General features: G+C 66.5%; 29 protein-coding genes. 15 read left to right on the top strand and 14 right to left on the bottom strand.

The genetic code is table 11. The features are described from left to right. Positions 1-70: 70 nt before the first annotated feature. From QRM96_RS10910 to QRM96_RS10900, 3 genes are all read left to right on the top strand, one after another. A complete protein-coding gene (locus tag QRM96_RS10910; RefSeq protein ID WP_018760897.1) occupies positions 71-688 on the top strand; it encodes a PAS and ANTAR domain-containing protein in 618 nt (205 codons plus the stop codon). 25 nt (positions 689-713) lie between these two features. Continuing rightward, positions 714-1,382 (top strand): NADPH-dependent F420 reductase, encoded by a 669-nt coding sequence (locus QRM96_RS10905; RefSeq protein ID WP_331271247.1) that lies wholly within the window; start codon positions 714-716, stop codon positions 1,380-1,382. A gap of 200 nt (positions 1,383-1,582) precedes the next feature. Continuing rightward, entirely contained in the window at positions 1,583-1,933 is a 351-nt protein-coding gene (locus QRM96_RS10900; protein ID WP_018760895.1) for a hypothetical protein, read from the top strand. Between the two features lie 48 nt (positions 1,934-1,981). Here QRM96_RS10900 and QRM96_RS10895 read toward each other — a convergent pair whose 3' ends face one another. Together QRM96_RS10895 and QRM96_RS10890 are read right to left on the bottom strand one after the other, a co-directional pair. Further along, the gene (locus tag QRM96_RS10895) at positions 1,982-2,914 is read right to left on the bottom strand and encodes a threonine/serine dehydratase (RefSeq protein WP_285247804.1); all 933 of its coding nucleotides are present in this window, start codon (positions 2,912-2,914) and stop codon (positions 1,982-1,984) included. 2 nt (positions 2,915-2,916) lie between these two features. Continuing rightward, positions 2,917-3,192, bottom strand: coding sequence for a hypothetical protein (locus tag QRM96_RS10890; protein WP_018760893.1), 276 nt, complete (start codon positions 3,190-3,192; stop codon positions 2,917-2,919). A 188-nt stretch (positions 3,193-3,380) separates the two neighbouring features. On the opposite strand from QRM96_RS10890, the gene QRM96_RS10885 reads away from it, so the two are divergent. From QRM96_RS10885 to QRM96_RS10865, 5 genes are all read left to right on the top strand, one after another. Then, positions 3,381-4,556: an SLC13 family permease gene (locus QRM96_RS10885; protein ID WP_285319667.1), complete on the top strand. Its 1,176-nt coding sequence runs from the start codon at positions 3,381-3,383 to the stop codon at positions 4,554-4,556. Continuing rightward, on the top strand, positions 4,505-4,633 hold the full coding sequence (locus QRM96_RS10880; RefSeq protein WP_285319666.1) for a hypothetical protein: 129 nt from the start codon (positions 4,505-4,507) through the stop codon (positions 4,631-4,633). Before QRM96_RS10885 ends, QRM96_RS10880 begins: the two co-directional genes overlap by 52 nt. A gap of 116 nt (positions 4,634-4,749) precedes the next feature. Next, complete coding sequence (locus tag QRM96_RS10875; protein WP_285319665.1) at positions 4,750-5,334, top strand: dTMP kinase; 585 nt, start codon at positions 4,750-4,752, stop codon at positions 5,332-5,334. A gap of 108 nt (positions 5,335-5,442) precedes the next feature. Beyond that, on the top strand, positions 5,443-6,930 hold the full coding sequence (locus tag QRM96_RS10870) for a cation:dicarboxylate symporter family transporter (protein ID WP_133831829.1): 1,488 nt from the start codon (positions 5,443-5,445) through the stop codon (positions 6,928-6,930). A gap of 193 nt (positions 6,931-7,123) precedes the next feature. Continuing rightward, positions 7,124-7,876 (top strand): GntR family transcriptional regulator, encoded by a 753-nt coding sequence (locus tag QRM96_RS10865; RefSeq protein WP_018760889.1) that lies wholly within the window; start codon positions 7,124-7,126, stop codon positions 7,874-7,876. A 6-nt stretch (positions 7,877-7,882) separates the two neighbouring features. On the opposite strand, the gene QRM96_RS10860 is transcribed toward QRM96_RS10865, so the two are convergent. Both QRM96_RS10860 and QRM96_RS10855 read right to left on the bottom strand, forming a co-directional pair. Continuing rightward, on the bottom strand, positions 7,883-8,341 hold the full coding sequence (locus tag QRM96_RS10860; protein WP_109045626.1) for a PTS sugar transporter subunit IIA: 459 nt from the start codon (positions 8,339-8,341) through the stop codon (positions 7,883-7,885). Continuing rightward, complete coding sequence (locus QRM96_RS10855) at positions 8,341-8,571, bottom strand: PTS sugar transporter subunit IIB (protein ID WP_018760887.1); 231 nt, start codon at positions 8,569-8,571, stop codon at positions 8,341-8,343. Before QRM96_RS10855 ends, QRM96_RS10860 begins: the two co-directional genes overlap by 1 nt. Before the next feature lie 231 nt (positions 8,572-8,802). On the opposite strand from QRM96_RS10855, the gene QRM96_RS10850 reads away from it, so the two are divergent. Genes QRM96_RS10850 through QRM96_RS10835 form a run of 4 tightly spaced genes read left to right on the top strand, consistent with a single transcriptional unit; the run spans position 8,803 to position 12,859 of the window. Beyond that, positions 8,803-10,053: a PTS transporter subunit EIIC gene (locus tag QRM96_RS10850; RefSeq protein ID WP_285319663.1), complete on the top strand. Its 1,251-nt coding sequence runs from the start codon at positions 8,803-8,805 to the stop codon at positions 10,051-10,053. A 43-nt stretch (positions 10,054-10,096) separates the two neighbouring features. Then, entirely contained in the window at positions 10,097-10,876 is a 780-nt protein-coding gene (nagB, locus tag QRM96_RS10845) for a glucosamine-6-phosphate deaminase (protein ID WP_285319661.1), read from the top strand. Then, positions 10,861-11,670: a copper homeostasis protein CutC gene (locus QRM96_RS10840; RefSeq protein WP_133831832.1), complete on the top strand. Its 810-nt coding sequence runs from the start codon at positions 10,861-10,863 to the stop codon at positions 11,668-11,670. Before nagB ends, QRM96_RS10840 begins: the two co-directional genes overlap by 16 nt. Beyond that, positions 11,660-12,859: an N-acetylglucosamine-6-phosphate deacetylase gene (locus QRM96_RS10835; protein WP_109045622.1), complete on the top strand. Its 1,200-nt coding sequence runs from the start codon at positions 11,660-11,662 to the stop codon at positions 12,857-12,859. The genes QRM96_RS10840 and QRM96_RS10835 overlap by 11 nt, the downstream gene beginning before the upstream one ends. Positions 12,860-12,950: 91 nt before the next feature. On the opposite strand, the gene QRM96_RS10830 is transcribed toward QRM96_RS10835, so the two are convergent. The 6 genes from QRM96_RS10830 to QRM96_RS10805 all read right to left on the bottom strand — a co-directional run bounded on the left by QRM96_RS10830 (position 12,951) and on the right by QRM96_RS10805 (position 17,749). Further along, entirely contained in the window at positions 12,951-13,298 is a 348-nt protein-coding gene (locus tag QRM96_RS10830) for a hypothetical protein (protein ID WP_018760882.1), read from the bottom strand. A 93-nt stretch (positions 13,299-13,391) separates the two neighbouring features. Continuing rightward, a complete protein-coding gene (locus QRM96_RS10825; protein WP_018760881.1) occupies positions 13,392-13,769 on the bottom strand; it encodes a low affinity iron permease family protein in 378 nt (125 codons plus the stop codon). A 114-nt stretch (positions 13,770-13,883) separates the two neighbouring features. Next, positions 13,884-14,711 (bottom strand): MBL fold metallo-hydrolase, encoded by an 828-nt coding sequence (locus tag QRM96_RS10820; RefSeq protein WP_285319658.1) that lies wholly within the window; start codon positions 14,709-14,711, stop codon positions 13,884-13,886. Positions 14,712-14,881: 170 nt separating this feature from the next. Continuing rightward, positions 14,882-15,757 (bottom strand): Rieske (2Fe-2S) protein, encoded by an 876-nt coding sequence (locus QRM96_RS10815; RefSeq protein ID WP_109045620.1) that lies wholly within the window; start codon positions 15,755-15,757, stop codon positions 14,882-14,884. A 113-nt stretch (positions 15,758-15,870) separates the two neighbouring features. After that, on the bottom strand, positions 15,871-16,170 hold the full coding sequence (locus tag QRM96_RS10810) for a putative quinol monooxygenase (RefSeq protein WP_018760878.1): 300 nt from the start codon (positions 16,168-16,170) through the stop codon (positions 15,871-15,873). Between the two features lie 109 nt (positions 16,171-16,279). Next, on the bottom strand, positions 16,280-17,749 hold the full coding sequence (locus QRM96_RS10805) for a cation:dicarboxylate symporter family transporter (RefSeq protein WP_285319655.1): 1,470 nt from the start codon (positions 17,747-17,749) through the stop codon (positions 16,280-16,282). Between the two features lie 238 nt (positions 17,750-17,987). On the opposite strand from QRM96_RS10805, the gene QRM96_RS10800 reads away from it, so the two are divergent. After that, positions 17,988-19,016, top strand: a complete 1,029-nt coding sequence (locus tag QRM96_RS10800; RefSeq protein WP_285319653.1) for a hypothetical protein — start codon at positions 17,988-17,990, stop codon at positions 19,014-19,016. A gap of 12 nt (positions 19,017-19,028) precedes the next feature. On the opposite strand, the gene QRM96_RS10795 is transcribed toward QRM96_RS10800, so the two are convergent. Continuing rightward, on the bottom strand, positions 19,029-20,057 hold the full coding sequence (locus tag QRM96_RS10795) for an Lrp/AsnC family transcriptional regulator (protein ID WP_109045617.1): 1,029 nt from the start codon (positions 20,055-20,057) through the stop codon (positions 19,029-19,031). 130 nt (positions 20,058-20,187) lie between these two features. Here QRM96_RS10795 and QRM96_RS10790 point away from each other — a divergent pair, with 130 nt between their 5' ends. Both QRM96_RS10790 and QRM96_RS10785 read left to right on the top strand, forming a co-directional pair. After that, on the top strand, positions 20,188-21,414 hold the full coding sequence (locus QRM96_RS10790) for a M20 metallopeptidase family protein (protein ID WP_285319651.1): 1,227 nt from the start codon (positions 20,188-20,190) through the stop codon (positions 21,412-21,414). Between the two features lie 92 nt (positions 21,415-21,506). Further along, positions 21,507-22,757: an MFS transporter gene (locus tag QRM96_RS10785; protein WP_502934887.1), complete on the top strand. Its 1,251-nt coding sequence runs from the start codon at positions 21,507-21,509 to the stop codon at positions 22,755-22,757. A 68-nt stretch (positions 22,758-22,825) separates the two neighbouring features. Here the strand turns inward: QRM96_RS10785 and QRM96_RS10780 are convergent, their stop codons facing one another. The 3 genes from QRM96_RS10780 to QRM96_RS10770 are packed head-to-tail and all read right to left on the bottom strand — an operon-like array spanning position 22,826 to position 26,752. Next, positions 22,826-24,193, bottom strand: coding sequence for a NosD domain-containing protein (locus QRM96_RS10780; RefSeq protein ID WP_285319648.1), 1,368 nt, complete (start codon positions 24,191-24,193; stop codon positions 22,826-22,828). 20 nt (positions 24,194-24,213) lie between these two features. Further along, on the bottom strand, positions 24,214-25,158 hold the full coding sequence (locus QRM96_RS10775; RefSeq protein WP_285319647.1) for a carbohydrate kinase family protein: 945 nt from the start codon (positions 25,156-25,158) through the stop codon (positions 24,214-24,216). A gap of 13 nt (positions 25,159-25,171) precedes the next feature. Further along, on the bottom strand, positions 25,172-26,752 hold the full coding sequence (locus QRM96_RS10770; protein WP_285319645.1) for a glycoside hydrolase family 32 protein: 1,581 nt from the start codon (positions 26,750-26,752) through the stop codon (positions 25,172-25,174). Between the last annotated feature and the right edge of the window lie 6 nt (positions 26,753-26,758).

The raw sequence follows: 26,758 nt of genomic DNA, 5'->3' as shown, positions 1-26,758 counted from the left end.
CTGCTATATTCTGTTCACTTGAATTTCCGGGCCAGGGGAGCCCGGATACAGCACGTCGAACGGCCCCACTGTGACTTCCAACAGCATCTCTTCACTTCCGGAATCAGCGGAGGATCTTAGCCCCGCGTACCTCAACTGCCCCACCGGGCTGGTGGAATATTTCTTCTCCGACGGTATCTTCCGCTGGTCTGATGACCTGTACCGCATTTACGGCTACGAGCGTGGCGACGTCATCCCCTCGATGGACATGGCCCTCGCCCACATCGAACCGGACGACAGGCCCACCGTGCAGGCGTTCTGGGACCGCGTGGCGGCATCGGGCGGCCCGTCATCGATCTACGTGTCCATCCGGGACCGAAAGGACCGGCAGCACAAGCTGCTCTTCTCGGCGGACTTCATCATCGAAAACGGTACCCCGGTGGGCGTCTGGGGTGTGGTGGTGGATCTGACCCAATCGATCCATACGGACCGGCACCAGCTGGCAACGGAAGCAGTCGCCGCCTCGGCCCGCAACCGCGCGGTCATCGAACAGGCAAAAGGCATCCTGATGGGCCGCACCGGCGTCACCGCGGACGAAGCCTATGAGCTGATCAACCAACAAAGCCAGTCGCTGAACAAGAAGGTCCATGCGATTGCGCACGAAATCGTGGACCGGGCCGCACAGCATTCCCGCAGCCCACAGGACTGACGCACTGGCAGGGCCCTGAAATATCCTGGCGCGGCCCGGTGTTGCCGCCCGTATGACAACAATCGGAATCATCGGTGCAGGACATATTGGCAGCCAGGTTGCACGGAAGGCCGTGGAGCTGGGCTACGACGTGGTCATCAGCAACTCCCGAGGGCCGGAAACCCTCCAGGAACTGGTGGCTGAGCTTGGCCCCAAGGCCCGCGCCGCCACCGCAGCCGAGGCTGCGGCCGCCGGGGACTTTGCCGTGGTCACCGTGCCGCTGAAGAACTACAAGGACATTCCGGCCGAGCCGCTGGCCGGCAAGATTGTCATCGACACGAACAACTACTACTGGGAGCGGGACGGCAGGATTCCCGCCCTGGACAACGGCGAGGCCACCACCTCCGGCCTGCTCCAGGAGCACCTGCCCGAGTCCAAGGTGGCCAAGGGATTCAACCACATCATGGCCAAGGACATCACCTCCGACGGAACTCCGGCGGGAACCGAAAACCGGCGTGCGCTGGCCACCGCCAGCGACTACCCGGAGGCCGCCGAACTGGTCACGCGCCTGTACGACGAGTTCGGTTTCGACACGGTCAACGTCGGCCCGCTCTCGGAAAGCTGGCGGGTGGAGCGTGACCGCCCGGCCTACGTGAAGCGGCAGACGGCCGCTGAGCTGACCGCCAACCTGGCCAAGGCCCCGCGGACCATCTGACCCTGCAGCAGCGGGTTCAACCACTGGCCGGCAGGTCCTCCTGCCGGCCAGTGGTGCGCTCGGTGGCGCGTGGCGGGTCCTCGATGAGCCGGCTGCAGGGCAGAAAGGGACCAAGGAAAGAAGCAATGAAAGCCGCCCCGAAGGCGGGGAGGTACCCGATCTGCTTACAATCGAAACCTCTGACCACTACTGAGGGACCCATGAAGAAACTCGCCACAGCCCTGTTTGCCGCCGGCCTCGTTGCCTCCGCCACGGCCTGCTCCGCCTCGCACCAACTGACCACCGCTGAAACCTGTGAGCGGATCCAGGCTGTTGTGTCGAACCCCGCCAACAACGCCGGCAAGACGGGCATGAACAACCTCGCCAACCAGATCCGCCCCATCCACGCCGTTGCGTCGGACGATCTCAAGCCCGCCCTCGCTTCGATCCTTGCGTACACGGATGAGCAGGCCAAGGAGAACCCGGACAAGGACAAGCTCGCCGATCTCCAGTCCGGCTACCAGGAGGCCGGCAGCACCTACAGCAAGTTCTGCGGCCAGGCCGCCGGCTAGGCTGCCGGGCGAAGGAACCGGCCGCCCCTCCGGGCGGCCGGTGACCTTTCAGAGCGTCGCCGGGTCTGTATTCGCGCCGCACAGGATCACGGCAACACGTTCATCCTTCCCGGGCACGTAAGCCCCGGAGGCCAGCGCGGCGTAGGCGGCTGCGGCGCCATGCTCCACCACAATCCGGTAGTCGTTCCACAGCGCGGAGCGGGCGGCGACGATTTGTTCATCGGAGACCAGGACGCTTTTGACGCCGCAGCGGACCGCGACGGAGAAGCCGATGTCGCCTATGCGGCGGGCACCCAGGGAGTCCGCGGCGACGCCCGATACCGCGACGTCCACCGGTTCCCCTGCCGCCAGGGCGGCGTGGAGGGTGGGCGCAGTTTCCGGTTCCACAGCCACCACTTTGGCGCGGCCTTCCACTGCGGCAGCCACGCCGGCCATCAGTCCCCCGCCGCCCACGGCCACCAGGACGGTGTCCACCTCCGGCACCTGTTCCAGCAACTCGGAGCCCACGGTCCCGGCGCCGGCGGCAATTTCCGGCTGGTCGTAGGCATGGCAGTAGACGGCGCCGGTCTTCTCTGCGTGCGCAATGGCGGCCTGATAGGCGGCCGCGTACTCTGAACCGCCCTGGACCACGGTGGCACCGATGGCCCTGAGCTTGCCGACTTTGACGGCCGGTGCCGCTTCAGGAACGAAGACCGTTGCAGGCACCCCGAGCTGGGCCGCCGCATAGGCGTTTGCCAGGCCCGCGTTCCCGCCGGATGCCACCACCACCCCCACGTCCGCCTGCAGTTCACCCCGTTCCTTGCTGGCCAGGATCCGGTTCAGGGCGCCGCGGGCCTTGAACGTGCCCGTGTGCTGCATGAATTCGCATTTGAACCAGACCGGGCCGGCGGCGGTGCCGGCATCAGCCTGCAGGACTGGTGTCCTGCGGACAAGGCCCGCTGTCCGCTGCGCGGCCTGGTCGATGTCAGCGCGGGTGATCATTGTCAGACTTCGTCATCCCAGGTGCCCGGCTCCGCCAGCGCCTCTTCGGGCTTCTGTTCCGGGTCAGCCTCTTCGCCACCCACATACGATGCCGGGACCGTTCCGGCAGCATGGCCCTGCTGTTCCTCGCGGATGTTGGATGCTCCCGGCTGTTCCAGGTGCTGGCCGGACTGCGGGGCCTTGGTGACGTCGTCCTTGGTTTCGTCCTTGGCCCCGTCCGGGTCGCCCGGCCCGCGGAGGTCTGCGGTGTTCTGGGGATCGTCGCTGGAAACGGTCATGGTCCTGCCTTTCACCTGGGAACTGCTGTACCGGCCGGGGAACCCCCGACCGGCTTCCAGCCTACGGCCTGGGATTTCGTATTCGATGAAACCTTCACGTCATCCCGGTCCGGCTCCGCCCGGCGTCGTATCCTGCTGTGGACGATGGCCGGCATGGCCAGCCGGCCACCCAGAACCCGGAGCCGAGCATGACTGCAGTCCAGATCATCCCGCTGGTGATACTCGTGGTGATGTTCGTTGCCGCCACCAAGTGGCCGCTGAACATCGGCGTGATGGGACTCGTGGCGTCCTTCGGCGTCGGGTACTTCATGCTGGGCATGTCGGACAGGCAGATCCTTGAGGCCTTCCCGGCCACGATCGTCCTGACCATCATTGGCGTCACGTATTTCTTCAGCATGGCCCAGCGGAACGGAACGATCGACCTCATCGTCAAGGGCTGCGTGCGCATGGTCCGCGGCAAGATGCTGCTGCTCCCATGGGTGTTCTTCCTGATCGCGGCCTCCCTCACTTCCCTGGGCACGTTCTCCCCCGCCGCGATTGCGCTGCTGGCACCGGCCGCCATCGGATTCGCCTATGAATCCCGCATCCACCCGGTGGTCATGGGCGCCTTCACCGTTAACGGCGCCCACGCAGGCGGGTTCTCACCGCTGTCCGTGGCCGGCGTCCTGGTCCACGACATTGCCCTCCGGAACGGCTTCCCGATCTCCCAGGCGGGCCTGTTCCTGGCCAGCTTCGCGCTGAACCTGCTCCTCTCGGTGCTGACCATCGCCTTGTTCGCCCTGCTGGGCAGGCTGCGCGACGGCGCGGGCGTCCGGGGCCAGGACATCGACACCGCTACCGGCCGCCCGCATGGCCAGCAGGTGCTGACGCTGGCACTGATTGCCGGCATGCTCGTCTGTACCCTCGGCTTCCACATGCCCATCGGCTTCGTTGCGCTCTCCGCGGGCCTCCTGCTGGCCTTCATTAACGTCAGGGAACACCGGTCGTTCATCGGCGGGATCTCCTGGTCCACCGTCCTGATGGTGGCCGGCATGATCACCTATGTGTCCCTGCTGCAGCATGTAGGCATGATCGACACTCTCGCCGGGGAGGCCCTGGCACTCGGTGCGCCGCTGCTGATCGCCCTCATCCTGTGCTACGTGATTGGCGTCGGCTCCGCTTTCGCCTCCTCCACCGCCCTGTTGACCGCCTTCATCCCGCTGGCCGGCCCGCTGCTGGCCACGAGCTCGCTCAGCTCTTCCGGGACCATTGCCGCGCTGGCCGTCGCCGCCACCGTCGTCGATGTCTCCCCTTCTCCACCGACGGCGCCCTGGTGGTGGCCAACGCCCGCGACAACGACCGCCCGCGGGTCTACAAGCAGCTGATGTTCTATGCGGGCGGCGTGGTCCTGGTGGCTCCGGCGCTGGCGTGGGCACTGCTGGTACCTACCGGGGTCATGTAGGCGGCTGACTCCGGGCGGCCTGCCCGGGCCCCGGCCGTTCCCCACCCTGTGAATTGCGCCTCACCCGGGACGTTGCGCCCAGGCGCGGCGTTAAACGGGGCATCGGAGGAGGCCGGATGATCATTGTGCTGACAGGCATCGACGGATCGGGGAAGTCGACGGCGGCCCGTGCCCTGGTCGCCGGTGTCCGGGCCCGGGGAGGCCGGGCCCGGTTGGTCAACAACCATGCGGGCCGGCGTGTCATGTCCCTGCTGGCCGCCAGGTTGGGAGTTGGCTTGCCCGCCAGGTTGTCCGACGCCGTCGAGACCGTCCTCAGGGTGGGCAACGTGCTGGTTTCACACCTGCGCGCCGGCCGCTACGACGGCTTGGTTGTCATGGACCGGCACCTCTACTGCCAGCTGGCGCTGCGAACCGCCAATGGACTGCCACGGGGCCGGTTACTTCCATGGTTGCTCGCCCGCCTCCCGGAACCGGACGCCATCTTCCACCTGGACATCGAACCCGCCGAAGCATACCGCCGCATCGTTGCACGTGGCACGGATTCCGAGACCCTTGATGACCTCGCCGCATTCCAGTCGGGATACCGGGAACTGCCGGAGTACGCGGGGTTCGTGAAGCTGGACGCCTCGGTCCCGGCCCATGAGCTGGCAGCCGACCTGGCCTCGCGCCTGGCGCTGCCTTCAGTCACAAAGCCGGATTAGCCTTCCGTATTGTGGAATTTGGTTTTCCTCTTGCGGAATAGTGTGACCGGGATTACGTTGGAAACGAGCCCCGAAAACGGGCTGTTCCCAATTGATAGGCAAAGGTCAATGAAGATCCCTAACCCTGAGGCACTGAAGGCGAGTTCGGTGCCCGCGAAGAGGAAGCCGCTGTATAAGTCGCTCTTCTTCCAGATTCTGATCGCCGTCGTGGCAGGTGTGCTCATCGGGCATTTCTGGCCGGACCTCGGATCCCAACTGAGGCCGCTTGGAGATGGCTTCATCAAACTCATCAAGATGATCATCGCGCCGCTGATCTTCCTGGTGATCGTCACCGGAATATCGGCCGTTGGCGACGTCAAAGCGGTCGGCCGGGTTGGCGTCAAGGCCCTGCTCTACTTCACCGGGGCCACGCTGTTCGCCCTTGTCTTCGGCCTGATCGTGGGCAACATCGTCCAGCCGGGCGCCGGGCTGAACATCGACCCGTCCACCCTCTCCCAGGCCGACCTGGACGCGAAGACCGGGTCCGCGGCACCCAAGGATGCGGCGTCGTTCATCCTGGACATCATTCCCGCCAGCGTCATCGGCGCCTTCGCCAGCAACAGCCTCCTCCAGGTCCTCTTCTTCTCCGTCTTCTTCGGTGCAGCGATCGTCGTGATCGGCCGCGAGCGGTGCATGCCGGTGGTCAATGTCATGGAAACGGTCCTGGAACTGATCTTCAAGATCATGGCCTGGATCATGAAAGTGGCTCCCCTGGGCGCATTTGGTGCCATGGCCTTCATCATCGGCCAGTACGGGCTGGACACGCTGAGTACCTATGCGGTCCTGATTGCCGCCTGCTACGGCGCTGCGCTGGTGTTCATTGGCCTGCTGTTCGTCGTGGCCTGGGGCTTTGCCCGGGTGCCGCTCTGGCATTTCCTCAAATACACCCGGGAAGAATTCCTGCTGGCCCTGGGCACAGCGTCCACCGAAGCGGTGATGCCCCGGATCATGACCAAACTGACCAACGCGGGCTGCTCCCGCGCCACTACGGGCCTGGTGGTTCCCACCGGTTACTCCTTCAACCTGGACGGCGCGGCGATCTACCTGTCGATCTCCCTGCTGTTCCTTGCCCAGGCCTTCGGCCACCACCTTGACCTGGGCCAGCAGCTGGCGGCCCTGGGCGTGCTGCTGCTGACATCCAAGGGCATGGCAGGGGTCCCGGGATCGTCGTTCCTGGCCCTGTCGGCCACGGCCGCCGCACTGGGCATCTTCCCGGTGGCCGGCGTCGCGCTCCTCCTCGGCGCCGACCGGCTCATGGACTCGATGCGCGTGGTGGTGAACCTGCTGGGCAACTGCGTGGCAACGTTCGTGGTGTCCAAGTGGGAGGGCCAGTTTGACCACAGCGTCATGGTGCGGGCCTTCAAAGGTGAAATCACCAACCACGACTCGGCCATCCTGCTCGGCAAGGAAGAGGATTTCGAAGGCCAGGAGTTACAGCGCCTGACCGAAGGCCAGGATCCTTCGCCGAAGTTCCGCGGCGCGCCAACCCGCGACGTCATCCCCGAACTCCCGGCGGATGGGAGTGCCCGCGTGGGGTTCGGCAGCAAGGCACAGTAGGCATCCTGCCCGGCAGGTAAAGGAAAAAAGGGGAAGGCCAGGACAGCGACGTCCTGGCCTTTCCGTCTTTCCTGCCGCTGCCGGCCAAGCGTCCGGCAGCCCGCCGCCAACACGCCTCTCCCTGGACGGCTCCGTGTGGAATAATCCGAGGAAGTGGTCCTAACCGGACCGCTCCAGACGAAGGAGGGGCTGGATGTCCGCCACACCCGGCAACACGGCGCAGGCGGCCACCGCGCCCATCAATAACACCCAGGTCCCCAAGCATGAGCAGCTCCGGCTCATCATCCTCAAACTTGCCAAGGAGGAGCTGGAGCCCGGCGCCCGGCTTCCCAGCGAGCGGACCCTCATGGATTCCTACGGCGTCAGCCGCATCACCGTGCGCGCCGCGATCGGCCGCCTGGTCAACGAAGGGCACTTGGTGCGGGTTCCGGCGAAGGGGACGTTCGTGGCGGACTCCCCGGTCCAGTCCACGCTGCACCTGGCTTCGTTCACGCAGGAGATGGAGGCGATGGGCCACGTCCCCAGCACGGTGGTCCTGGTGGCCGAACAAGTCCCGGCCCCCGAGGACACGGCCGCCGCACTCAGCCTCGCCCCGGGCGCGGAGGCGTTCCACCTGAAGCGGCTCCGCCTTGCGGACGGCCGGCCCGTGAGCGTGGACGACGCCTGGTACAACCCCCAGCATGCGCCGGGACTGCTGGGCATCGACCTCACCGGCTCCGTCTACAAGGCCCTGGCCGCGCAGTTCGGCCACCAGATCGACCGGGCGCGCCAAAGCGTCCGGTCCGAGGGCGCCCCGGCCGACATCGGGGCACTCCTGGGGACTGGCACCGGAGCGCCGGTGCTGGCGTTTGACCGCGTGTCCTATTCGGGCGCGCTGGCCATCGAGCATTCGCGCTCCTGGTACCGCTCGGACCGCTATTCCCTCAGCATGGAGGTCCGCTTGTGAGTCGGTTCAGCCGAGCGTAAACAGCAGCTCGCCGGCACTGACGGTCCCGGCCTCCACCAAGGTGGCAGTGTCCGGCTTGGTATCCAGGACGACGACGGGGCTCACCATTGAGTAGCCCGCAGCCAGGGCTGCCGTGGGATCGACGTGCATGACCGGCTCGCCGGCCTCGACCACGTCTCCTTGCGCCACCAGCACCTTGAAGCCTTCGCCCTTGAGCTTGACGGTGTCGATGCCTACGTGTGTCAGGACGCCGCGGCCTGACGGCTCGACCACCACGAAGGCGTGCGGCAGCATCTTGACCACTTTCCCCGCCACGGGGGACACGACGTCGAACGCCTCTCCGGCGGGCGGCTCCACGGCCGCGCCGGAACCCACCATCTGGCCTGCGAAGACGGGGTCCGGCACGTCGGCCAGCGGAATGACCGACCCGCCGATGGGGGCATAGACCGGCAAGGACTGCGCCACTAGAGGAGGTCCTCGATGTCTTCGGCCAGTGTGTCCGCCTCCGGGCCCACAATGACCTGCACGGCGGTGCCGGCGGCCAGAACGCCATGGGCTCCCGCAGCCTTGAGCGAGGCCTCATTGACCAGTGAGGAGTCCTTCACCTCGGTGCGCAGCCGCGTGATGCACGCTTCCACTTCCACGATGTTGCCGGCTCCGCCCAGGCCTTCGATGATTTTTTCTGCTTTGGACATGGCTGCCCTTTCTGACGGTGCCCGCACGGAGCACATCTTCCTCCACCTGGGCCGGCGGCCCCGGTACGACCAATGCTGGCTTCTTTCGCCACGGGCGGCCCGTCCTGGAGGGATTTTCCTTCCTTGACACCGGACCGTGGGATGAATCACACTGAACTGGTCATAACCAGACAGTACCGGCTGGAACCCATTCTTCACAAGCCCCCACCCGAACCCCGCAGAGGTGCAACCATGCCAACATCCGAGACCAACGCCCTGGCCCCAGAGAAGAAGCCAAACCGGGCCTTCGCCACCCTTCAGCGGCTGGGCCGCTGCCTGATGCTCCCCATCGCCGTCCTTCCCGCCGCCGGCATCCTGCTGCGCATCGGCCAGGCCGACCTGCTCGGCGCCATCCCCGGCTTCGAAGGCGGGGCGTCCGTCATCTCCGCCGCAGGCAACGCCGTCTTCACCTGGCTGCCCCTCATCTTTGCGGTGGGCATCGCCGTCGGCTGGGCCAAGAAGGCAGACGGCTCCACCGCACTTGCGGCGGTGGTGGGCTACATGGTGATCGACGGCGTCTTCAAGGCGATGTCTCCCCTGGTCCTGGACGGCCAACTGGACCCCGCGGGGAAGCCGGCCATGATCAATTACGGCGTCCTCGCCGGAATCGTGGTGGGCCTGTTGTCCGCCGGCCTGTGGCAGCGGTTCTACCGCACCAAGCTGCCCGACTTCCTTGGCTTCTTCAGCGGCCGGCGCCTGGTCCCCATCCTGACATCCGTCACCAGCCTGGTGGCCGGCGTCGTCCTGGCCCTGCTGTACCCGCTCTTCAACGCAGGCCTCTCCGCAGTGGGACAGGCTGTGGCGGGCAACGCGGTACTCGGCGGCGGAATCTACGGCTTCGCCAACCGCATGCTCATCCCTGCAGGGCTCCACCACATCCTGAACTCGGGCGTCTGGTTCCTCATCGGCGATTACACCGACGCATCCGGCCACCTGGTCCGCGGCGACCTCAACCGCTTCTTCGCCGGCGACCCCACGGCCGGCACCTTCATGACCGGTTTCTTCCCCATCATGATGTTCGGCCTGCCCGCCGCAGCCCTTGCCATCTGGCGCCACGCCAAGCCGTCGCAGAAGAAGATCGTGGGCGGCATCATGCTCTCCACCGCACTCACGGCGTTCTTCACCGGCATCACCGAGCCCCTTGAGTACTCGTTCATGTTCGTCGCGTTCCCGCTCTACGTCGTCCACGCCGCCCTGACCGGAACCTCCATGGCCCTGGTGAACGCACTGGGCATCCACGACGGCTTCACGTTCTCAGCCGGCCTGATCGACTTCGTCCTCAACTTCGGCAAAGCACAGAACGCGTGGATGCTGATCCCGATCGGCCTGGGCTACGCGGCCATCTACTACTTCCTCTTCTCGTTCGTCATCAAGCGCTGGAACCTTCGCACGCCTGGCCGTGAGGACGACGAAGTGACGGTGGAAACCGAAGCCGCAAAGTAGACCGCCCACCAACTGCACCCTCCAGCCGAAAGCAACACACCGCATGGAAATCATCATTCTGCCCACCCCTGACGACGTCGCCCGCACGGCCGCGGATGCCATCGAGGAACAGGTCCGCCGCGGCCCGTCCGTCCTGGGACTGGCCACGGGCTCCACACCCCTGGGTACCTACCGCGAACTGATCGACCGGCACCGGAATGGCGGGCTGAGCTTCGCCTCGGCCCAGGCCTTCCTGCTGGACGAGTACGTGGGCCTGCCTGCCGGGCATCCCCAGTCCTACCACTCGGTCATCCGGGACGAATTCACGGCAAGCGTGGACTTCGGCGCCGGTGCGGTCCACGGGTTGGACGGCATGACCCGGGATCCGCAGGCGGAGGCCGCCGCGTACGAAGCCCGGATCTCCGCCGCCGGCGGGGTGGACATCCAGATCCTGGGCATTGGGACGGACGGCCATGTGGGCTTCAATGAGCCCATGTCCTCGCTCGCCTCCCGCACTCGAATCAAGACGCTCACCCGGCAGACCCGCCAGGACAACGCGCGCTTCTTTGCTGCACCGGAGGACGTCCCGGACCATGTGCTGACCCAGGGCCTGGGCACCATCCGGGAGGCCCGGCACCTGCTGCTGCTGGCCATGGGCGAGGCCAAGGCAGAGGCCGTGGCGGCCGCCGTTGAAGGTCCCGTCGCGGCGGTCTGCCCGGCGTCGGCCCTCCAGCTGCACCCGCACGTGTCGGTGCTCGTGGACGAGGCGGCTGCCTCACGGCTCGCCCACCGCGAGTACTACCAGGACACCTTCGGCCGGAAGCCGGCATGGCAGGGACTCTGAGCTCCAGGCGGGTGCCCAGGGCCGGGACCGTGCAGTTGGAGTTGGCGGTGGAGAATGCCGGCGGCGTCCGGCTGGCCGCTGCCGTGGGCGCTGCCCGCGTTGAACTGTGCGCCGCCCTGGCGGAAACAGAGGGCATCACGCCGAGCATCGGCACCATCGGGCAGGCCTGCGGCCTGGGACTTCCCGTCCATGTCCTGGTGCGTCCGCGGCCCGGCGACTTCAGCTATTCGCCGGAAGAGCTCGATGTCATCGAGCACGATGCCACCGCGGCTTTGGCCGCCGGAGCCGCGGGTGTGGTGGTTGGTGTCCTGTCCCCGGACGGCAGCCCGGACATCCCGGCGATCCGCCGCATCGTTGCTGCTGCGCGGGCCGTGAAACCGGAAGCCGAAATCACGTTCCACCGCGCGTTCGACGCAGCCCTGGCAGCTGGTGCCGACCCGGCCGAGGTGCTCTCCTTACTGGAGCACGCCGGAGTGGACCGCGTCCTCACCAGTGGGGGCGGTCCCGACTGCGCCGCGGGGTTGGAGATGCTGGGCCGGCTTGTGCAGCAGGGGCGCCACAGTGCGCCATCGGTCCAGATCATGGCGGGCGGGGGCGTCACCCTGGCGCTGGTACCGTCGCTCCTTGAAGCGGGGGTCCATGCCGTGCACACCTCGGCGCGGCCCCGGCACGGCGGCGCTGCGGGCGGCGGACACCGGTCCGGCGCCGCGGACCCCGCACTGGCAGCACGCATTGCCGCTGCTGTTTCCATCGATGATTTCACCGAACAAAGGACCTTGAACCATGGGCGATGACGTTGTTCTTCGCGGCCGCATAGTCACCGCCTCGCTGGATGTTGCGGATGGAGTGGTGGCGGCCGACGGCGGCCTGGTCACCTTCGCCGGGCCGGCGCGGGGCTTCCCCGGGGTTCTTCCGCCCGAGGCACCCGCCGGCCGGGTCTTGATGCCGGGCCTCGTGGACGTGCACTGCCACGGCGCCTATGGTTCGGATTTCTCGGAGGGCGATCCCGATGGCGCGGCGCGGGCGGCGCGCTACCTGCACAGCCGTGGAACCACCACGCTGGTGGCAAGCCTGGTCACCGGAAAGCCCGGGGACCTGGTGCGGAACCTTGGAATGCTAAGGGAGCTGGCGGGCCAGGAGCTGGTTGCCGGCTCGCACCTGGAAGGTCCGTTCCTCTCGGGCCACCAGTGCGGTGCGCACGATCCCGGCCTGCTCCTGGAACCCGATCCGGATTTGGTGGCCCGCATGCTGGCCACGGCGGGGAAATCCCTGGTATCGATGACCCTCGCGGCAGAGCTGCCGGGTGCCTCCGAACTTGCGGTCCGGCTTGCGGCCCAAGGGATCATTCCGTCCCTGGGCCACACCGCCGCGGACCATGCGACGGCGGCAGCCTTCCTGGCACGCGCGGCGGAGGCTTTGGATTCGGCCGGCAACGCGACCGGGAGGAACCGGCCAACGGTGACCCACCTGTTCAATGCCATGCCGCCACTGCACCACCGCTCGCCCGGGCCGGTATCGGCGAGCCTCAGTGCGGCCAAGGCCGGGCAGGCCGTGGTGGAGCTGATTGCCGATGGCGTTCACCTTGCCCCGGAAACCGTGAAGTTGGTGTTTGACCTCGTGGGCCCGGAGAACATCACGCTGGTGACCGACTCGATGGCCGCCACCGGCCTGGAGGATGGGCAGTACATGCTGGGCTCCCTCGCCGTGACGGTTGCCGGCGGCGTAGCCCGGGTTGACGCCACGGGTGCCATTGCCGGGGGTACCAGCACGTTGCTGGATGTCATCCGCTCCTGCGTGGCTGCCGGCGTTCCCTTGCGGGATGCCGTCACCTCCGCCTCCGCCGTCCCCGCATCATTGTTGGGTCTCTCGGCGCAGGCCGGTGACCTGCGCGCCGGGATGCAGGCCGACGTCGTCGTCCTTGACCACGACCTGAGCCTGGCGGCAGTGCTGCGCAGGGGCCAATGGGCCAGCGCACCCAGCTGAGCAATCGGGGCAGGCTCCGCGGGTGTTTGGGCCCGGTCCAGCATGGTCCCGGGCTCATCACCTGCGTTCATGGCAGATCTGGCCGGGCCGACTAGTCCTTGTCGAGTTCCTCAAGCAGCGACTTTGCCGCCTTGGCGATGTCGTCGTAGTTGTTTTGGGCGGCCCGGCTTTCGATGGCCAGCACGGCGCACCTGTGCAGCCGGCGGAAATCCCCGAAGGGAAAGCTGTACCGGCCCTTCGTTTCGGGGGTTTTGTCGCTGTCTTCGCCCAGGTGCCAGGTGCCGTATTCGGTGTAGCCGTGCTTGTCTATGTACGCATTTTCCTGCTCCGTGTCCGGGGCATGTTCGCTCCAGTCGTCGCGGGCATCGCGCGTGATTCTGGAGTCCTTGATCAGCTTCCGGGCCTGACGAAGTCCGGCGTCGTTCAGCTTGATGGTCATGAGGGGACCTCCGCCCTGTCGCAGTTCCGTTGGTGCGGTCAATTTCAGGCTATGCAGCCCCCGGATCGTCCAGCACCTACGACAGGTACCCTGCTATCCGCCGTCTTCGGCTGCTTCCTCGATCCGTCGGCGCTGCCGCTCAATTTCTTTTTCGCCTTCCTCTTCGGCCTCGTACAGCTTCGCGTTGCTGATCTTGAGTTCGAGCATCAGCGCATCGAGCTTCACATGCAGGGCGGCGGTGTCCCTGTTTTGGGTGTTCTGGATGATGAAGACCATCAGGAACGTCACAATGGTCGTACTGGTATTGATGACCAGCTGCCAGGTGTCTGAAAACCCCAGCAGCGGACCGGTCAAGGCCCACACAATGAGTACAGCCACGGCGAGGACGAATACCCAGGCGTGTCCGAGTATCTTGGCCGTCCTGGTGGTAAAACGCGTAAAGACGTCAGGCCGGTTCTTATCGCTCGTCATGATGGCCTCCGTTTGAGTATTTTGTTGTGGTTCCTGTGCTGACTGAGAACCTTAGGCCTGACGAGCCCCGGAGGAACCGCGGCCGCAAAGCGGCGACGCTTCGATCGCCGCACATTAGACAGCCCCGGGTGCTCCCGCGGCGCGCCGCCGAAAAGCGGTCCGCTGCCTTGGCTCCTTCGCGGCCAGTGCACGCAACCGGGGAGCGATCCCGAAAGTCAGCGGCTGCCCGTGCCCGGGCGCCAGCAGGCGGGGCCCCAGTCCGGCAAGCCGCGTGACCGAGGCCTTGGCCACGTCCATGTTCCACGTGGTGTACCGGGGCGGCCCGGACAGGTCGGGCAATCCCAGCAGAATCCCGCCAAGGGAGTTCAGGTTCACCGTGACGATTGCGTCGCCGGTGATGAGGACGCCGTCGCCTGCGCGCCAGTAGGCAACGTGCCCGGCGGTATGGCCCGGCGTGGGCACCGCCACCCATCCGGACATGCCCGGCACCTCGCCGCTGCGGGGAAGGGGCCGCACGAGGTCCGAAATGTCACCCGCGGCCTCAATCCTGCGACGCGCACGGGCCGGCAGCGACCACATCAGCGGGGCTGTAATCCACCGGTCCAGCGGCATGGACCGCGCGGGGACATATCTTCCGGCAGCCATGGGCAACTCGGCCTGGTGGGCGTACACCGGCACCTCCCACGCGCGGGCCAACGCGCCCGCGGCGCCGGAATGGTCCGGGTGGATGTGGGTCAGGAAGATCGCGTCAGGTTTCGCCCCCGGCCCGAGGACGCGCTCAACGGCGATGCGTGCTGGTTCCGCGCCACTTCCCCAACCGCAGTCCACCAGCACCCAGGCCGGCCCGGTCCGGACAAGGTAGAAGTTCGAAGCCAGTGGCCCGCTGCCGGAGGTCAGGAGCAGGAGGCCGGAAGCGATCTCCCGTGGTTCAGAAACACGCATCGTCCAGTCGCACCCCCGCGTGGCGTATCACCGAACGCAGCTCCATGTTGACGCTGCGGCGTTGACTCATAATTCCACTCCGCCGGCACCCGCCATGGGCCAATTCTCTCGTCGTTCCGTACCGCGCAGTAGGGCCGAACGGCCTTCGCGCGCAGGCCGGGGCTCCCCGCTCAGTCGGCCCCGGGCAGGCACACCTCCACGAGGCCGCCATTGGTGCGCGTTTCGAAGACAGGCTGGCGGGCGGTGGCAGGCCCGGCCTTGACCTCGCCGGTCCGCAGCGAAAAGGTACTCCGGTGCCAAGGGCAGACGACGCACGGGTCCCCGCCGTCGTCCTTGACCTTGCCTTCATGAAGCGGTCCGGAAAGGTGGCTGCAAACGTCGGACAGGACGTTGACGGTGTCACCCTCGCGGTGGACCAGCAGCGGGATCCCGGCCACGTCGCGCTTGTGGAGGCCGCCTTCGGGCAGGTCAACCAACGGCGCCAAGGGATGCCAGCCGGACGGGAACCGGTGCGGGATTTCCTCGCTGTGGTTCACCCCGGCGGCTTGCCGGTACGTGAGGTGGCCGCCCAGGAAGCCGCCGGCGCTCACCGTGGCCAGCCCCAGGTACGCCAGCACCTTGCCGCTGCCTTGGCTGCCCCTTGCCCTCTGCACCAGCGAGGCAAGGTAAAGCCCGGTGGCCGTGACGTTGGCCGCTGCGTGCACCAGGCCCACCCGTTGCTGCTGCGGGTGCAGCTGCGACCAGTCGGTGAACCCGGCCAGGGCGGACGGAACCACGCTGGCCGCGCCGACTCCAATCAGGAGCCTGGCGGCCTTCTCGCCTCCCGGAACTGCATCAAGGACGCCGGCCGAAAGCCAAGCGCCAATGGGCACCTGGACGGCGAGGGGATGGACCGGGTGGCCGACAGGGACGCCGTGCAGGACATCGCGGGCCCAACGGGCCGGGATGACCTTCTTTACGGCTTTCCGGACACTCTTGGCCAGGGGATCAAGCCAGTCGGCGTCCTCGAGGCGGGTGACAAGTTCAAGCGCGGGCAGCGGTTTCATGTGTCCTCCTTACCCCGATTACCGTAGTCCACTCAGGCTGGAACGGTACCCGGATCCCGGAACAAAATTCCCGCTCCGGAATCCGGGCGTTTCAACGAGTGGCGCGCACCGGCCTACTCCAGCGGCGAGCCCAACACCGTGAACCGGTGGCCGGCCATTTCCCCGGACAGCAACGGCATGGCCTCAGCGATGGCTGCGCGCGTGCTGTCCAACTGCAGTGATGCCTGGTGCGCCTCGGCGGATTCCCAGAGTTCGGAGACGAAAACCGTGTCCGGAACCTCGTCATTCACCCCCACCTCGTACAGCAGGCAGCCGGCCTCCCTCATCCCGGGCTTGGGCCGGAGCAGGATGGCCACCAGGGCATCGCGCTGGCCGGGCTTGGTTCCGAGCATTCCCACATTGGCAAAAGTCATAGGGACAGTCTGCAACACGGGCCGGACAACAGTCTCAGGGGGACGGACCGCCGGGCCGGGGCAACATGGTGGGCGCGGAAGGCAGGACAGGCGGCCGGGACGCGCGCACCTACCGGACTGCCGCCGACGCAGCGCTTGCCGGCTGTGCAGTCACTGCGCCCGGGTGCGTGAACTCGGCGCCGGGTCCCGCTGCCTCCCCCTGCGGCACCGCGGCAACGTCCGGCTGTCCCTCGGCTGCCGTCGTCGTGCCTCCACCGACGGATTCCGTCGCAGCGTCCCCGCCGGCGAACGCCCGGAGCATGGCCTCGCGATCGAACTGTCCTTCCCATTTGGCCACCACGAACGTAGCCACGCAGTTGCCCAGCAGGTTCACCACAACACGCATGGAATCCATGAGCCGGTCGGCGCCGAGGAGGAGCGCGACGCCGGCTACAGGGAAGATGCCCAGCGCACCAGCGGTTGCGGACAAGGCAAGGAAGGCAGATCCGGGAACTCCGGCCATGCCCTTGGACGTCAGCATCAGGATGCCCAGGGCCGCGAGCTGCTGGCCCAGGTCAAGGTCGTAGCCAAAGGCCTGGGCCAGGAAGAGCAGGGAGATGGAGAGGTAGATGGCTGCTCCGTCCAGGTTGAACGAGTAGCCGGTGGGAACCACCAGGCCCGTAGTGGCGCGGGAGCAGCCCGCGTTGGTCAGTTTGGTCATGATCCGCGGCAGGACGGACTCGGTGGATGCCGTGCCCAGGGCCAGCAGGAATTCCTCCCGGGTGTACTTGAGGAACTGCCACAGCGGCACCCTGGGGTAGGCCCATGCCACCACGAAGAGGAGCCCGATGAACACTGCTGCGGCGCCGTAGCAGGCGGCGATCAGCACCGCGTAGGTCCCGAGGGAATCGAGGCCGTACTGGCCGATGATGAAGGCCATGGCGCCAAACGCTCCCACGGGCGCGGCACGCATCACCCAGCCCATGATCTTGAAGAACAGTTCCAGCACGGTTTCCATCAGGGTGATCACTGGCAGGCAGCGTTCACGGCCGACGACGACGATCGCCGCGCCGAAGAAGACGGAGAAACAGAGGACCTGGAGGAGGTTGTTGCCGGCAAAGGCGCCAACGACGCTGGTGGGGATGATGCCGAGCAGGAAGGCGCCGGCATCCTTGGGCGGGGCGGTGGAGGTTTTGGCGTTGAGTGCGTCCTGGGACAGCGTGGCGGGATCGATGTTGAGGCCGGCGCCCGGCTGCACCAGGTTGGCGACGACGAGCCCGAAGACCAAGGCGAACAGCGTGGCGCCGGTGAAGTACGCCAAGGCTTTGACACCCACCCGGCCCACGGCCTTGACGTCGCTGACCGCAGCGATGCCGGTGACGATCACCAGGAAGATGAGCGGCGCAATGATCATCTTGATCAGCTGGATGAAGCCGTCGCCGAGCGGGCGGAGTCCTGCGCCGAGGTCCGGCCAGAAGTGGCCGATGAGGATGCCCGCCACCACCGCCACGAGGATCTGGATGAAAAGGGACCTGTACAACGGCTTCCTGAGTGCATCCTGGGCCGGCGGCAGCGGCGTGGTGGAGGCGGTGATCTTCATGCTGTGTGCCTGTTCGTTGGGAAGGACGCCATACGGGAGCGGCGCCTGCTTCGGATGGCGGCGCCAGAACGCCGCAGGGTCATCCCAAACGTAGGTAACCCATGTTTCCGGAAAGATAAATCCGTAATGCGGAAATATTAAAGTATTTATTCCACACGCTGTATTATTGCTGCGGCTATAGTCCAACCAGCCAAGGCCGCACCGGCGGACCAGCAACGTCGGCGAACAAAGGGACCCCATGGAAGACCCCGCGCAGGACACGACCCGCCCGCCGCAGGACACCGGAACATCCGTCACGGACCCAGCCTCCCGGCGCCGCGGCCGGACCGACCGCACGCCCGCAGGCCGGACTCCGGCCGCGGAAACCGGCATCGCCGTCCTGCTCGGCATCGCTGCCGCACTCGTGGGACTCGCTCCGTGGCTGGCTACGGGAGCCCGGCTCCCGCTGCAGAATCTGTGGGCCAGCGACGCCCTTCCGGCGGACATGCCCCTCACGTTCCTGCCGCTGAGCCAATACCGGGGTACAACCATTGTGGCGCTCTTGACCGTTGGCGCCGCGGCCGCGGGCTTGGCCCTCCGCGTGTGGAAACCGGGCCGCCGCGGCCTCACTACGGCCGGCGCCCTGTCCGGCGTGCTGCTGGTCCATACAGGTGCCACCATCCAGTCATTCAGCGCACTCGATAGTGGATTGGCGCCCGGATCCAGCTCAGCCCTGTACTTCGCCGGCCTGCTGGGCGGCACCATCGCAGCCATAGCTGCCGGCGTCTTGGCGCTGCTGATGCTCGCCGCAAGATCCCGCGCCGTGGCCGCGCTGGGCGTCGGCTTCATGGCCGCGCCCTTCGCCTCCTGGCTGGCCGCCGCCACCACCTTCATGGCGGGCGCGGACGCCGTCCCCGCCCCGATCAGCATGGCGTGGCGCTGGCTTCCGGCGGTCCTGGTTGGCGTGGCCTTGGCGTGGTGTGGATTCAGGCCGCTCGTCCGGCTCCTGGTGTGGGCAGCCGACGTAGCCCTGCTCTGGCTTGTCCCAGCGCTCTTCACCAGCGTGAACTACGTCCTCGGGACCCGCGTCCACCTTGGCGACTTCCAGGAGATGGCCATGCTGTCGCGCCAGATCCTGGCGGCTACCCTCGGGCCGGCGGGCGGAGCCGGGCCCAGTATCCTCGTGGCCCTGGGCATCGGGACTGCCGGAGCAGTGCTCCTCAGCATCCGGGACAGGAAGAACGTGCGGCAGGCAAGCAGCGAGGCCGGCGGCGGCCGCACGGCGTAGCGCACCGCGCCCTCACTCTGCAGCGCCCAGGCTCGCTTCATGCACCACGGCACCGGTCGCCGTCGTATCTTCCCGCAGCATCCAACCAACCCGCTTGACCGTCCGCAGCATCACCGCGCTTTCGACGATCTCGATGCCGGGCACCTTCTGCTGCAGCGCCAGCTCGGCCGACATGATGTCGGCGAGCGAGTGCAGCCACATGATGATCACGAAGTTGGTGGGTCCTGTGGTTGAGGCACTCAGCCTGACGTTGCTGATGGTCCGGATTTCCGCCGCCGCCGCATCGTGGCCGCCGGCCGGGACGTTGACAAACCATTGGCACGTCACCGGGAACGACGAATAGCGCTGGGCGATTTCGCAGCGGAAGGACAGGATGCCGCTGGCCAGCACCCGGTTCAGCTGGCGCTGCGTCGTGGCCGGGTGGCGGCCCAGCGCGCGGGCAATGTCCGCGGCGGTGGCGCGGCCGTCCCTGGCCAAAAACGGCAGGAGGTCGAGGTGGCTCTCCGGCAGCCGGCCCGCGGCCGGACCCGGTTCGGACATGGGCTGGGTACCGAGCGCCCGGAGTGCAGCCAGCTGAGACCGGCTCAGGACGTTCAGCCTCCAGTCGTCCCCGCTGCTGTGCAGCCGCGTGCAAAGGGCCACCTGGTACTTGGTCAGGCCCTCGATGGCCTTGAGCCTGGAGATGATCTTGGCGCTGAATTCCTCCAGCGAGCGGGTGATGACGGTCAGCATCAGGTCCCGGTTGCTGGCCGCCTCTTCCACGGTGACGATCTCCGGGACGGCTGCCAGCTGGGCTGTGACGCTTTCGCGCCGGGTCATCTCGCAGTCCACCGCAACGTAGGCCAGGAGCATCTGCTTCGGATCCCCGGCAAGGTGGGCAGTAACCCACGATGCGCCGCTCGACGTCAGCCGCTCCCAGCGGGCGGCCAACGTGGTGGGGTGTACGCCGAGGACCTTGGCAGCATCCGCCCAGCCCAGCCGCGGGGAGGCCTGCAGGACCTGGATCAGGGCAAGATCGTCTTCGCTCAGCTCTTCCGACACAGCTCTTCCTTTGCGTGAATCCTGTTCCAAAGCGCGGCTTCGAGCATAATTCCAGCGGTTTCGCTGAGTGTGAACCACGCCACTCCAGAATAGTCCACAAGCCCGAATGCCAATTGCCAAGGAGTGCCACGTGCCCACGACCGCCGACGCCACGGACCTGCAGGAAGAGCTCATCCGCCTGCGCCACGACCTTCACCGCCAACCGGAAATCGGGCTCCAACTCCCCCGCACCCAGGAGAAGGTGCTCCAGGCATTGGACGGACTCCCCCTTGAGATCACGCTGGGCAAGGACACGACGTCGGTCACCGCAGTCCTGCGCGGCGGGCACCCCGGAGGGGAGTCCGTTGGCCCCCGCCCCGCAGTCCTGCTGCGCGCCGACATGGACGGACTGCCGGTGCAGGAGAAGACCGGCGTCGACTTTGCGTCGCAGGCGGACGGGGCCATGCACGCCTGCGGCCACGACCTGCACACTTCCATGCTCGTGGGAGCCGCAACGCTCCTGGCCGACAAGAAGCACCTGCTCGGCGGCGACGTCGTCCTCATGTTCCAGCCGGGCGAGGAAGGGTTCGACGGCGCAAGCTACATGATCCGGGAAGGCGTCCTGGACGCCGCCGGAACCCGCGTCCAGGCAGCCTACGGAATGCACGTGTTCTCCGCACTGGAGCCGCATGGCACCTTTTGCACCAAGCCCGGCGTCATGCTCAGCGCCTCGGACGGGCTGGAAGTCACGGTCCTCGGAGCCGGCGGCCACGGTTCTGCGCCGCATTCGGCCAAGGACCCTGTCACCGTTGCCGCCGAGATGGTGACCGCCCTGCAGGTGATGGTCACCCGGCAGTTCAACATGTTCGATCCCGTGGTCCTGTCAGTGGGCGTGCTGCATGCCGGCACCAAACGGAACGTCATCCCCGAATCGGCCCGCATCGAGGCCACCATCCGGACCTTTTCCGACGCGTCACGCCACAAGATGATGGACGCGGTCCCGCGCCTGCTGAAGGGGATCGCGGCAGCGCACGGGGTGGAGGTGGCCGTCGACTACCTGCAGGAATACCCCCTCACCATCACCAGCGAGGACGAAACACGCACGGCCGAGAAGGTGATCACCGAACTGTTCGGCGAGCGCCGGCTCTCACGCTGGGCAACCCCGCTCAGCGGCTCCGAGGACTTCTCCAGGGTGCTGGCCGAGGTGCCCGGCACCTTCGTGGGCCTCAGCGCCGTGGCCCCCGGCGGCAATCCGGCCACCTCACCGTTCAACCACTCACCGTACGCAACGTTCGACGACGGCGTGCTGGCTGACGGGGCCGGGCTGTACGCGGAACTCGCCATGTCGCGGCTGGGTGCCCTCGCCCCGGCCTCCTAGGCTCCGACACCAGCGCAACCTGCCTCCCCCAAACCCAACCGACCAGGAAGAACACCATGTCCGTCGCAGTAAGCAAGCCCCAGACTGGACGCATGTCCACCGCGAAAACCATCATTGGCACCGGCATCGGAAACGCCGTTGAGTGGTACGACTGGGCAATCTATGCCACGTTCACCCCCTTCATCGCCAGCCAGCTCTTCAGCAAGGAAGACCCGGCATCGGCCGTGTTGTCCACCCTGGCGATCTTCGCCGTCGGCTTCGTGGCCCGGCCGTTCGGCGGGTTCCTGTTCGGCTGGATCGGCGACCGGGTGGGCCGGAAGACTTCCATGACGCTCGCCGTGGGCCTTGCCTCGCTGGGCAGCCTGATGATCGGTGTTGCGCCAACCTTCGCCAGCGTCGGCGCGTTCGCGTCACTCATGCTCCTGGTGGCACGGCTGGTCCAGGGCTTGGCCCACGGCGGGGAGTTGCCGTCCTCGCAAACGTACCTGTCCGAAATGGCACCCAAGGAGCACCGCGGATTCTGGGCCACGCTGATCTACACGTCCGGAACCGTGGGAATCCTGTTCGGCACCCTCCTGGGGGCTGTCCTGAACATGGCGCTGACCACGGAGGCGATGAACGCCTGGGGCTGGCGGATCCCGTTCCTGATCGGCGCGGCCATGGGCCTGTACGCATTGATCATGCGGTCACGGCTGCATGAAACCGAAGCGTTTGAGGGGGCAGCCACGGCCAAGCGGGCTGCGATCTGGCCGCAGATTGTCCGCTACCGCAAGCAGGCGCTGCAGGTGGTCGGCCTGACCGTTGGCCTTACGGTGATCTACTACATCTGGGGTGTGGTGGCGCCAAGCTACGCCACCACGGCGCTGAAGATCGACCGCGGCGAGGCACTCTGGGCAGGCGTGGCCGCCAACATCGTCTTCATCGCGGCGCTGCCGGTCTGGGGCAAGCTCTCAGACCGGATCGGCCGCAAGAAAGTCCTCTGGGCCGGGGCCATCGGCGCAGGGATCATGCACTTCCCGATGACGGCCCTGCTCAAGGACTCCGCCTGGCAGCTGGCGGTGAGCATGTCCGTCATGCTGGTCTTCATCGCCGCCAGCGCAGCGATCGTTCCGGCTGTCTACGCCGAGCTGTTCCCGACGTCGATCCGTACCGTGGGGGTGGGCGTCCCCTACTCCATCTGCGTGGCGGTCTTCGGCGGCACCGCCCCCTACCTGCAACAGTGGCTGGGGTCCTCGCTGGGCGCACCGCAGGTGTTCAACGTCTATGCGGTGCTCCTGCTGGTGATCAGTGCGGCCTTCGTGTTCACCATCCCCGAAACCAAGGGCAAGGACCTGACGCACTAGAACCCCGGCGGAAGGTCCCCGGTGGCCGGTACCGGCACCGGGGACCTTGTGCTGCACCGGTCGTTTCCCTACTGGCCCGCCGGCCCCGTAACAACCCGGACACCTACTGACGGGGTTGCCCTGACAGCGTTGGCTGCCCTGTCGGCGGCCACCTGGGCTTCGGTTCCGGAGTCAAGGATCGTATTGCGGGTGGATCCGGCATCGACCTGTACGGCCGTGACGGCGAGCCCGTCGGCAGCGTCCGTGGCCAGGAGGGCGTCCACCTGCGCCTCAAAGCAGGAGTCGCTCGAGGTGGCATTGACGTCGAGGGCAACCACATGGTTGTTGGAGACGAAGTTGGCTGACCCTTCCACCAGCCGAATGATCACCGGGGTGGCGCCCTCCGGCCGGATGGTCTGCGAATCGATGACTTCGGAGAAATGGTTGCCGATAATCGAATTGTTGTTGCCACTGACGGACAGCAGCCCGTGGAGGTCATCCAGCCCGTTGCCGATCCCCAGGAAAGGCGTCCAGGGCTCGTGGTCGCGCAGGAAATGGTTGGTGGCCACAAGGTTCTCGGAACTGCCTTCCGCAAGGACCACCATCCCGGGGTAGAAGGAATGCAGCCGGTTGTTGCTCACGCTTGACCGCGTGACCGCCCTGAGGTGGACGCTGCTCGCACCCCGGGGAAAGACGTTGTTGGCAGTGACCAACAGTCCGCCGTGGTTCTCGGCATAGATTGAATAGCCCTTGAAGCCGGCTCCCACCAGGTTGTCCGTGATCTTCGATGCCTGTCCCCAGCCGCGCAGTTCGATGCAGCTTCCGCATTCAGCGATGAAGTTGTCGTGGATGGACAGTGCGTCCGCGTTGTGAATGGTCAGTGCGTTCTCGAGATAGACGAACCCCATGCCGTTGATGCGGAACGAATCGTTGGCGCTCGCCACGTAGATGCCGGTTTTGCCGTTGACGTAGGTGTTCTCCGGGTGAAGGCCCGAACCGTCCTGAACGAAGTGCAGGCCGTCGATGCAGAAATTGGAGAACTCCACGGAGCTGATCCGCGGGCTGCCGTCCCGCTTTATGAGGAAGGCGGCTCCCGCTGCGTCCCCTGCCTCACCACCGGAAACGAGGTCCACGAGGATCCGGCTGCCTCCCGGCCACAGTTCGTGCAGGTCGGGCCATTCGCCTTCGGGAACATTGAATCGGATGCTCGATGACGTGAAGCCGTGTCCCGAACCTTGGATCTTGAGGAAGCTGACGTCGATCACCACTTGGGTACGGAGCCGGTAGTCTCCGGGCGGCAGGTAGATCACCGCGCCCGGCTTTCCGCCGTGGTCCACATCGGTGGCGGTCTGCCGTTCCTTGACGTCCGCGATGATGCTGTTGATGACTTCCCCGACGTCCTGGGCCGGGTTTCCGATGGGCCACGCCGTCACGTCGTAGTAGTTGCTGCTGGACATAGCTTCTTTCCTTGGTGTTCTCACTGGTTCGCCGGCTGGTGTTGAGGCGCGTCTGACTGCAGTTCATCCAATGTTGGCGGTTGGGCACCGGGGCGGCCAACCGTGATGGCGGCGGCCTTTGACGCCATCCGTCCCAGCGCTTCGAGGACTGACGGCGCCAGTCCGTCTGCGCCGCGCATCAGGAGCCCGTAGATCAGGGCGGACATATAGGAGTCGCCGGCCCCGATGGTGTCAGCCACCGCGGCGGTGACCGGGGGAACCAGCACTTGGGCGTCCCGTGTTGCCAGCATGGAGCCGTCCGATCCCTTGGTGATGGCGACAAGCCCGGCGCCCAAGGCCAGGAGATGGCGTGACACTTCCTCCAGTGGCCGCCGCGGATAGAGCCAGTGGGCGTCCTCGTCGCTGAGCTTGACCACTTCGGTGAACGGGATGAGTTCCTCGAAGGTGGTCTTCGCCTGGACGTGGCTGCCGAGCAGCGCGGGGCGGATGTTGGGGTCGTACGTCACAACGCAGCGCCGGTGTGATTGCTCAAGGAGGTCCCGGACTGCTGCCGCCCCCGGCGCCACGAAGGAGGCGATGGAACCGGTGTGCAGGATTTTGGGCAGCGTGGCAGGCGCCGTTCGTGGGAGGTCCCAGTGGATGTCGAAGTTATACCGGGCTGATCCATCCGCAGCCAGGACGGCGGTGGCGGTAGCGCTCGTGCCCGGCCGCCTGGAACCGGGCAGTAGGCCTACGCCGGCGCTTCGAAGGTGTTCTTCGATGGCCGTTGCATGGCGGTCCACGCCGATCGAGGTGAGGAGTGCGGTATCGACGCCCAGGCGGCCGAGTCCGTAGGCGACGTTTGCCGGTGATCCGCCCGGATGTTCAGCCGTGCCGTGGGCTGAGGCGACAATGTCCACCAAGGCTTCACCGACCACGATCACGTCCGGACCGGAACCACCGTGGAGGTGCGGGGCTGTTGACATTCTGGACCCTTCCTTAGGTAAGTGATGAAACCGCGAGGTGCAGCACGGTTGCCTGGCCTCCGTCGGCCGAGAGCCAGGTCTGCAGGTGCCCGGCGCCAGGGAAGACGAGGTCGGTCATCACCACCTTGCCCCCCTGTGCAAAGACCTCCACGGAGCAGTGGTCGACGACGATCTGCAGCTTGAGGACACCGTCTTCCAGGACCAGCGGGGCTGATTCGACCGAGGCGAACTTGGCATGGAAGCCGGTGTCGCCTGAGTGCCGGCGGTCAAGGCTGAGCCGGGCGCTGGCTGTGTCGTAGCTCAGGACGGCGCCCGTCGTCCGGTCGCTGCTGCAGAAGATCCGAACCTCGATCCGGTCAGCACCGCCAGGGGCAAGCTCGGCCTCGATGAACTGGGCGGCGCCGGGGATTGCGTCCGGCAGCCGCAGGCCTGCGGCGTTCAGCTCACGCAATCCCGCGTCCGTCAGCTCTGTGGCACGCGGGAGCCTTCCCTCCTGGCCTCGCCCTGCCAGGACTGGTTGCTGGACCAGGCGGGCGGAGCCGTTGACCGTGGCGAGCCGCAATTCGCGGGCCAGGGTCATGGACGACCGCCAGGGTGCGGTGGGCAGTTCGTTGGCGTAATCCCAGTTGTTCATCCAGCCGATGACGATGCGGCGGCCGTCCGGGGCGTTGCTGAAGGAGACAGAGGCGTAGCAGTCGCGTCCCCAGTCAAGCCAGAGGCATTCCCGCAGCGCCGCCGCAGCCTCCGAAGGGTCCGGGACGGTACGCAGCCCGGCCGGAGCCACGAGGGAACCTGCGTCCGGAACGAACCGGGCGCCGTCGAACTGGCCCACGAAGTACTGGCCGCCGGACCCCCCTGCCACTGCGCCGGGGTTGACGTTGACGATCAGGACCCATTTGGTGTTGCCCGGATCCCCGTCCACAGCGAGGGGAAAGAGATCGGGGCACTCCCAGTCACCGGCGTCGGCGTTGGCCGGGCCGAAATCGCTCAGGAAATCCCACGACTTGAGGTCGTCCGAACGGTAGAAGACCACCTGCTGGTGATGCGCTTCGACCGCGACCATGACCCAGTACGAGCCCTGGTCCCCTTGGTAGCGGAACACCTTGGGATCCCTGAAGTTCGCCGAATTCCTGGTGAGGACAGGGTTTCCGTCGTATTTCTGCCACGTCATGCCGCCGTCGGTGCTGTACGCAAGGGACTGGGCCTGCGTGCCGTTCAATTCTGAGGCGGCTTTGAAGGCACTGGTGTAGATGGCCACGAGTGCGGGCTGCTCCGCAGAGCCAAAGCCGGCCGTGTTGCCGTCGTCCACCACGACGCTGCCGGAGAAAATGTCCTCCTCGTCGTCGCAGGCGATGGCAACCGGGTGTTCAGTCCAGTGCAGCAGGTCGGTAGAGGTGGCGTGGCCCCAGGACATGTTGCCCCAGACGTTGCCGAACGGATTGTTCTGGAAGAAGAGGTGGTACTTGCCGTCGTGGAACACCAGGCCGTTGGGATCGTTCAGCCAAGTGTCCCTCGCCGTGAAATGGATGGCTGGACGAAACCTGGCGGTTCCGGCCGGTGTTTCCGGGCGTGCGGCATCAAGGAAGGTGGACATGTTGGT

This window comes from Pseudarthrobacter sp. lyk4-40-TYG-27 (assembly GCF_030209295.1).
In the GTDB taxonomy this organism is placed as follows: domain Bacteria; phylum Actinomycetota; class Actinomycetes; order Actinomycetales; family Micrococcaceae; genus Arthrobacter.
Note: the sequence above shows the minus strand (reverse complement) of the source record. Positions and strands in the feature narration are given on the sequence as shown.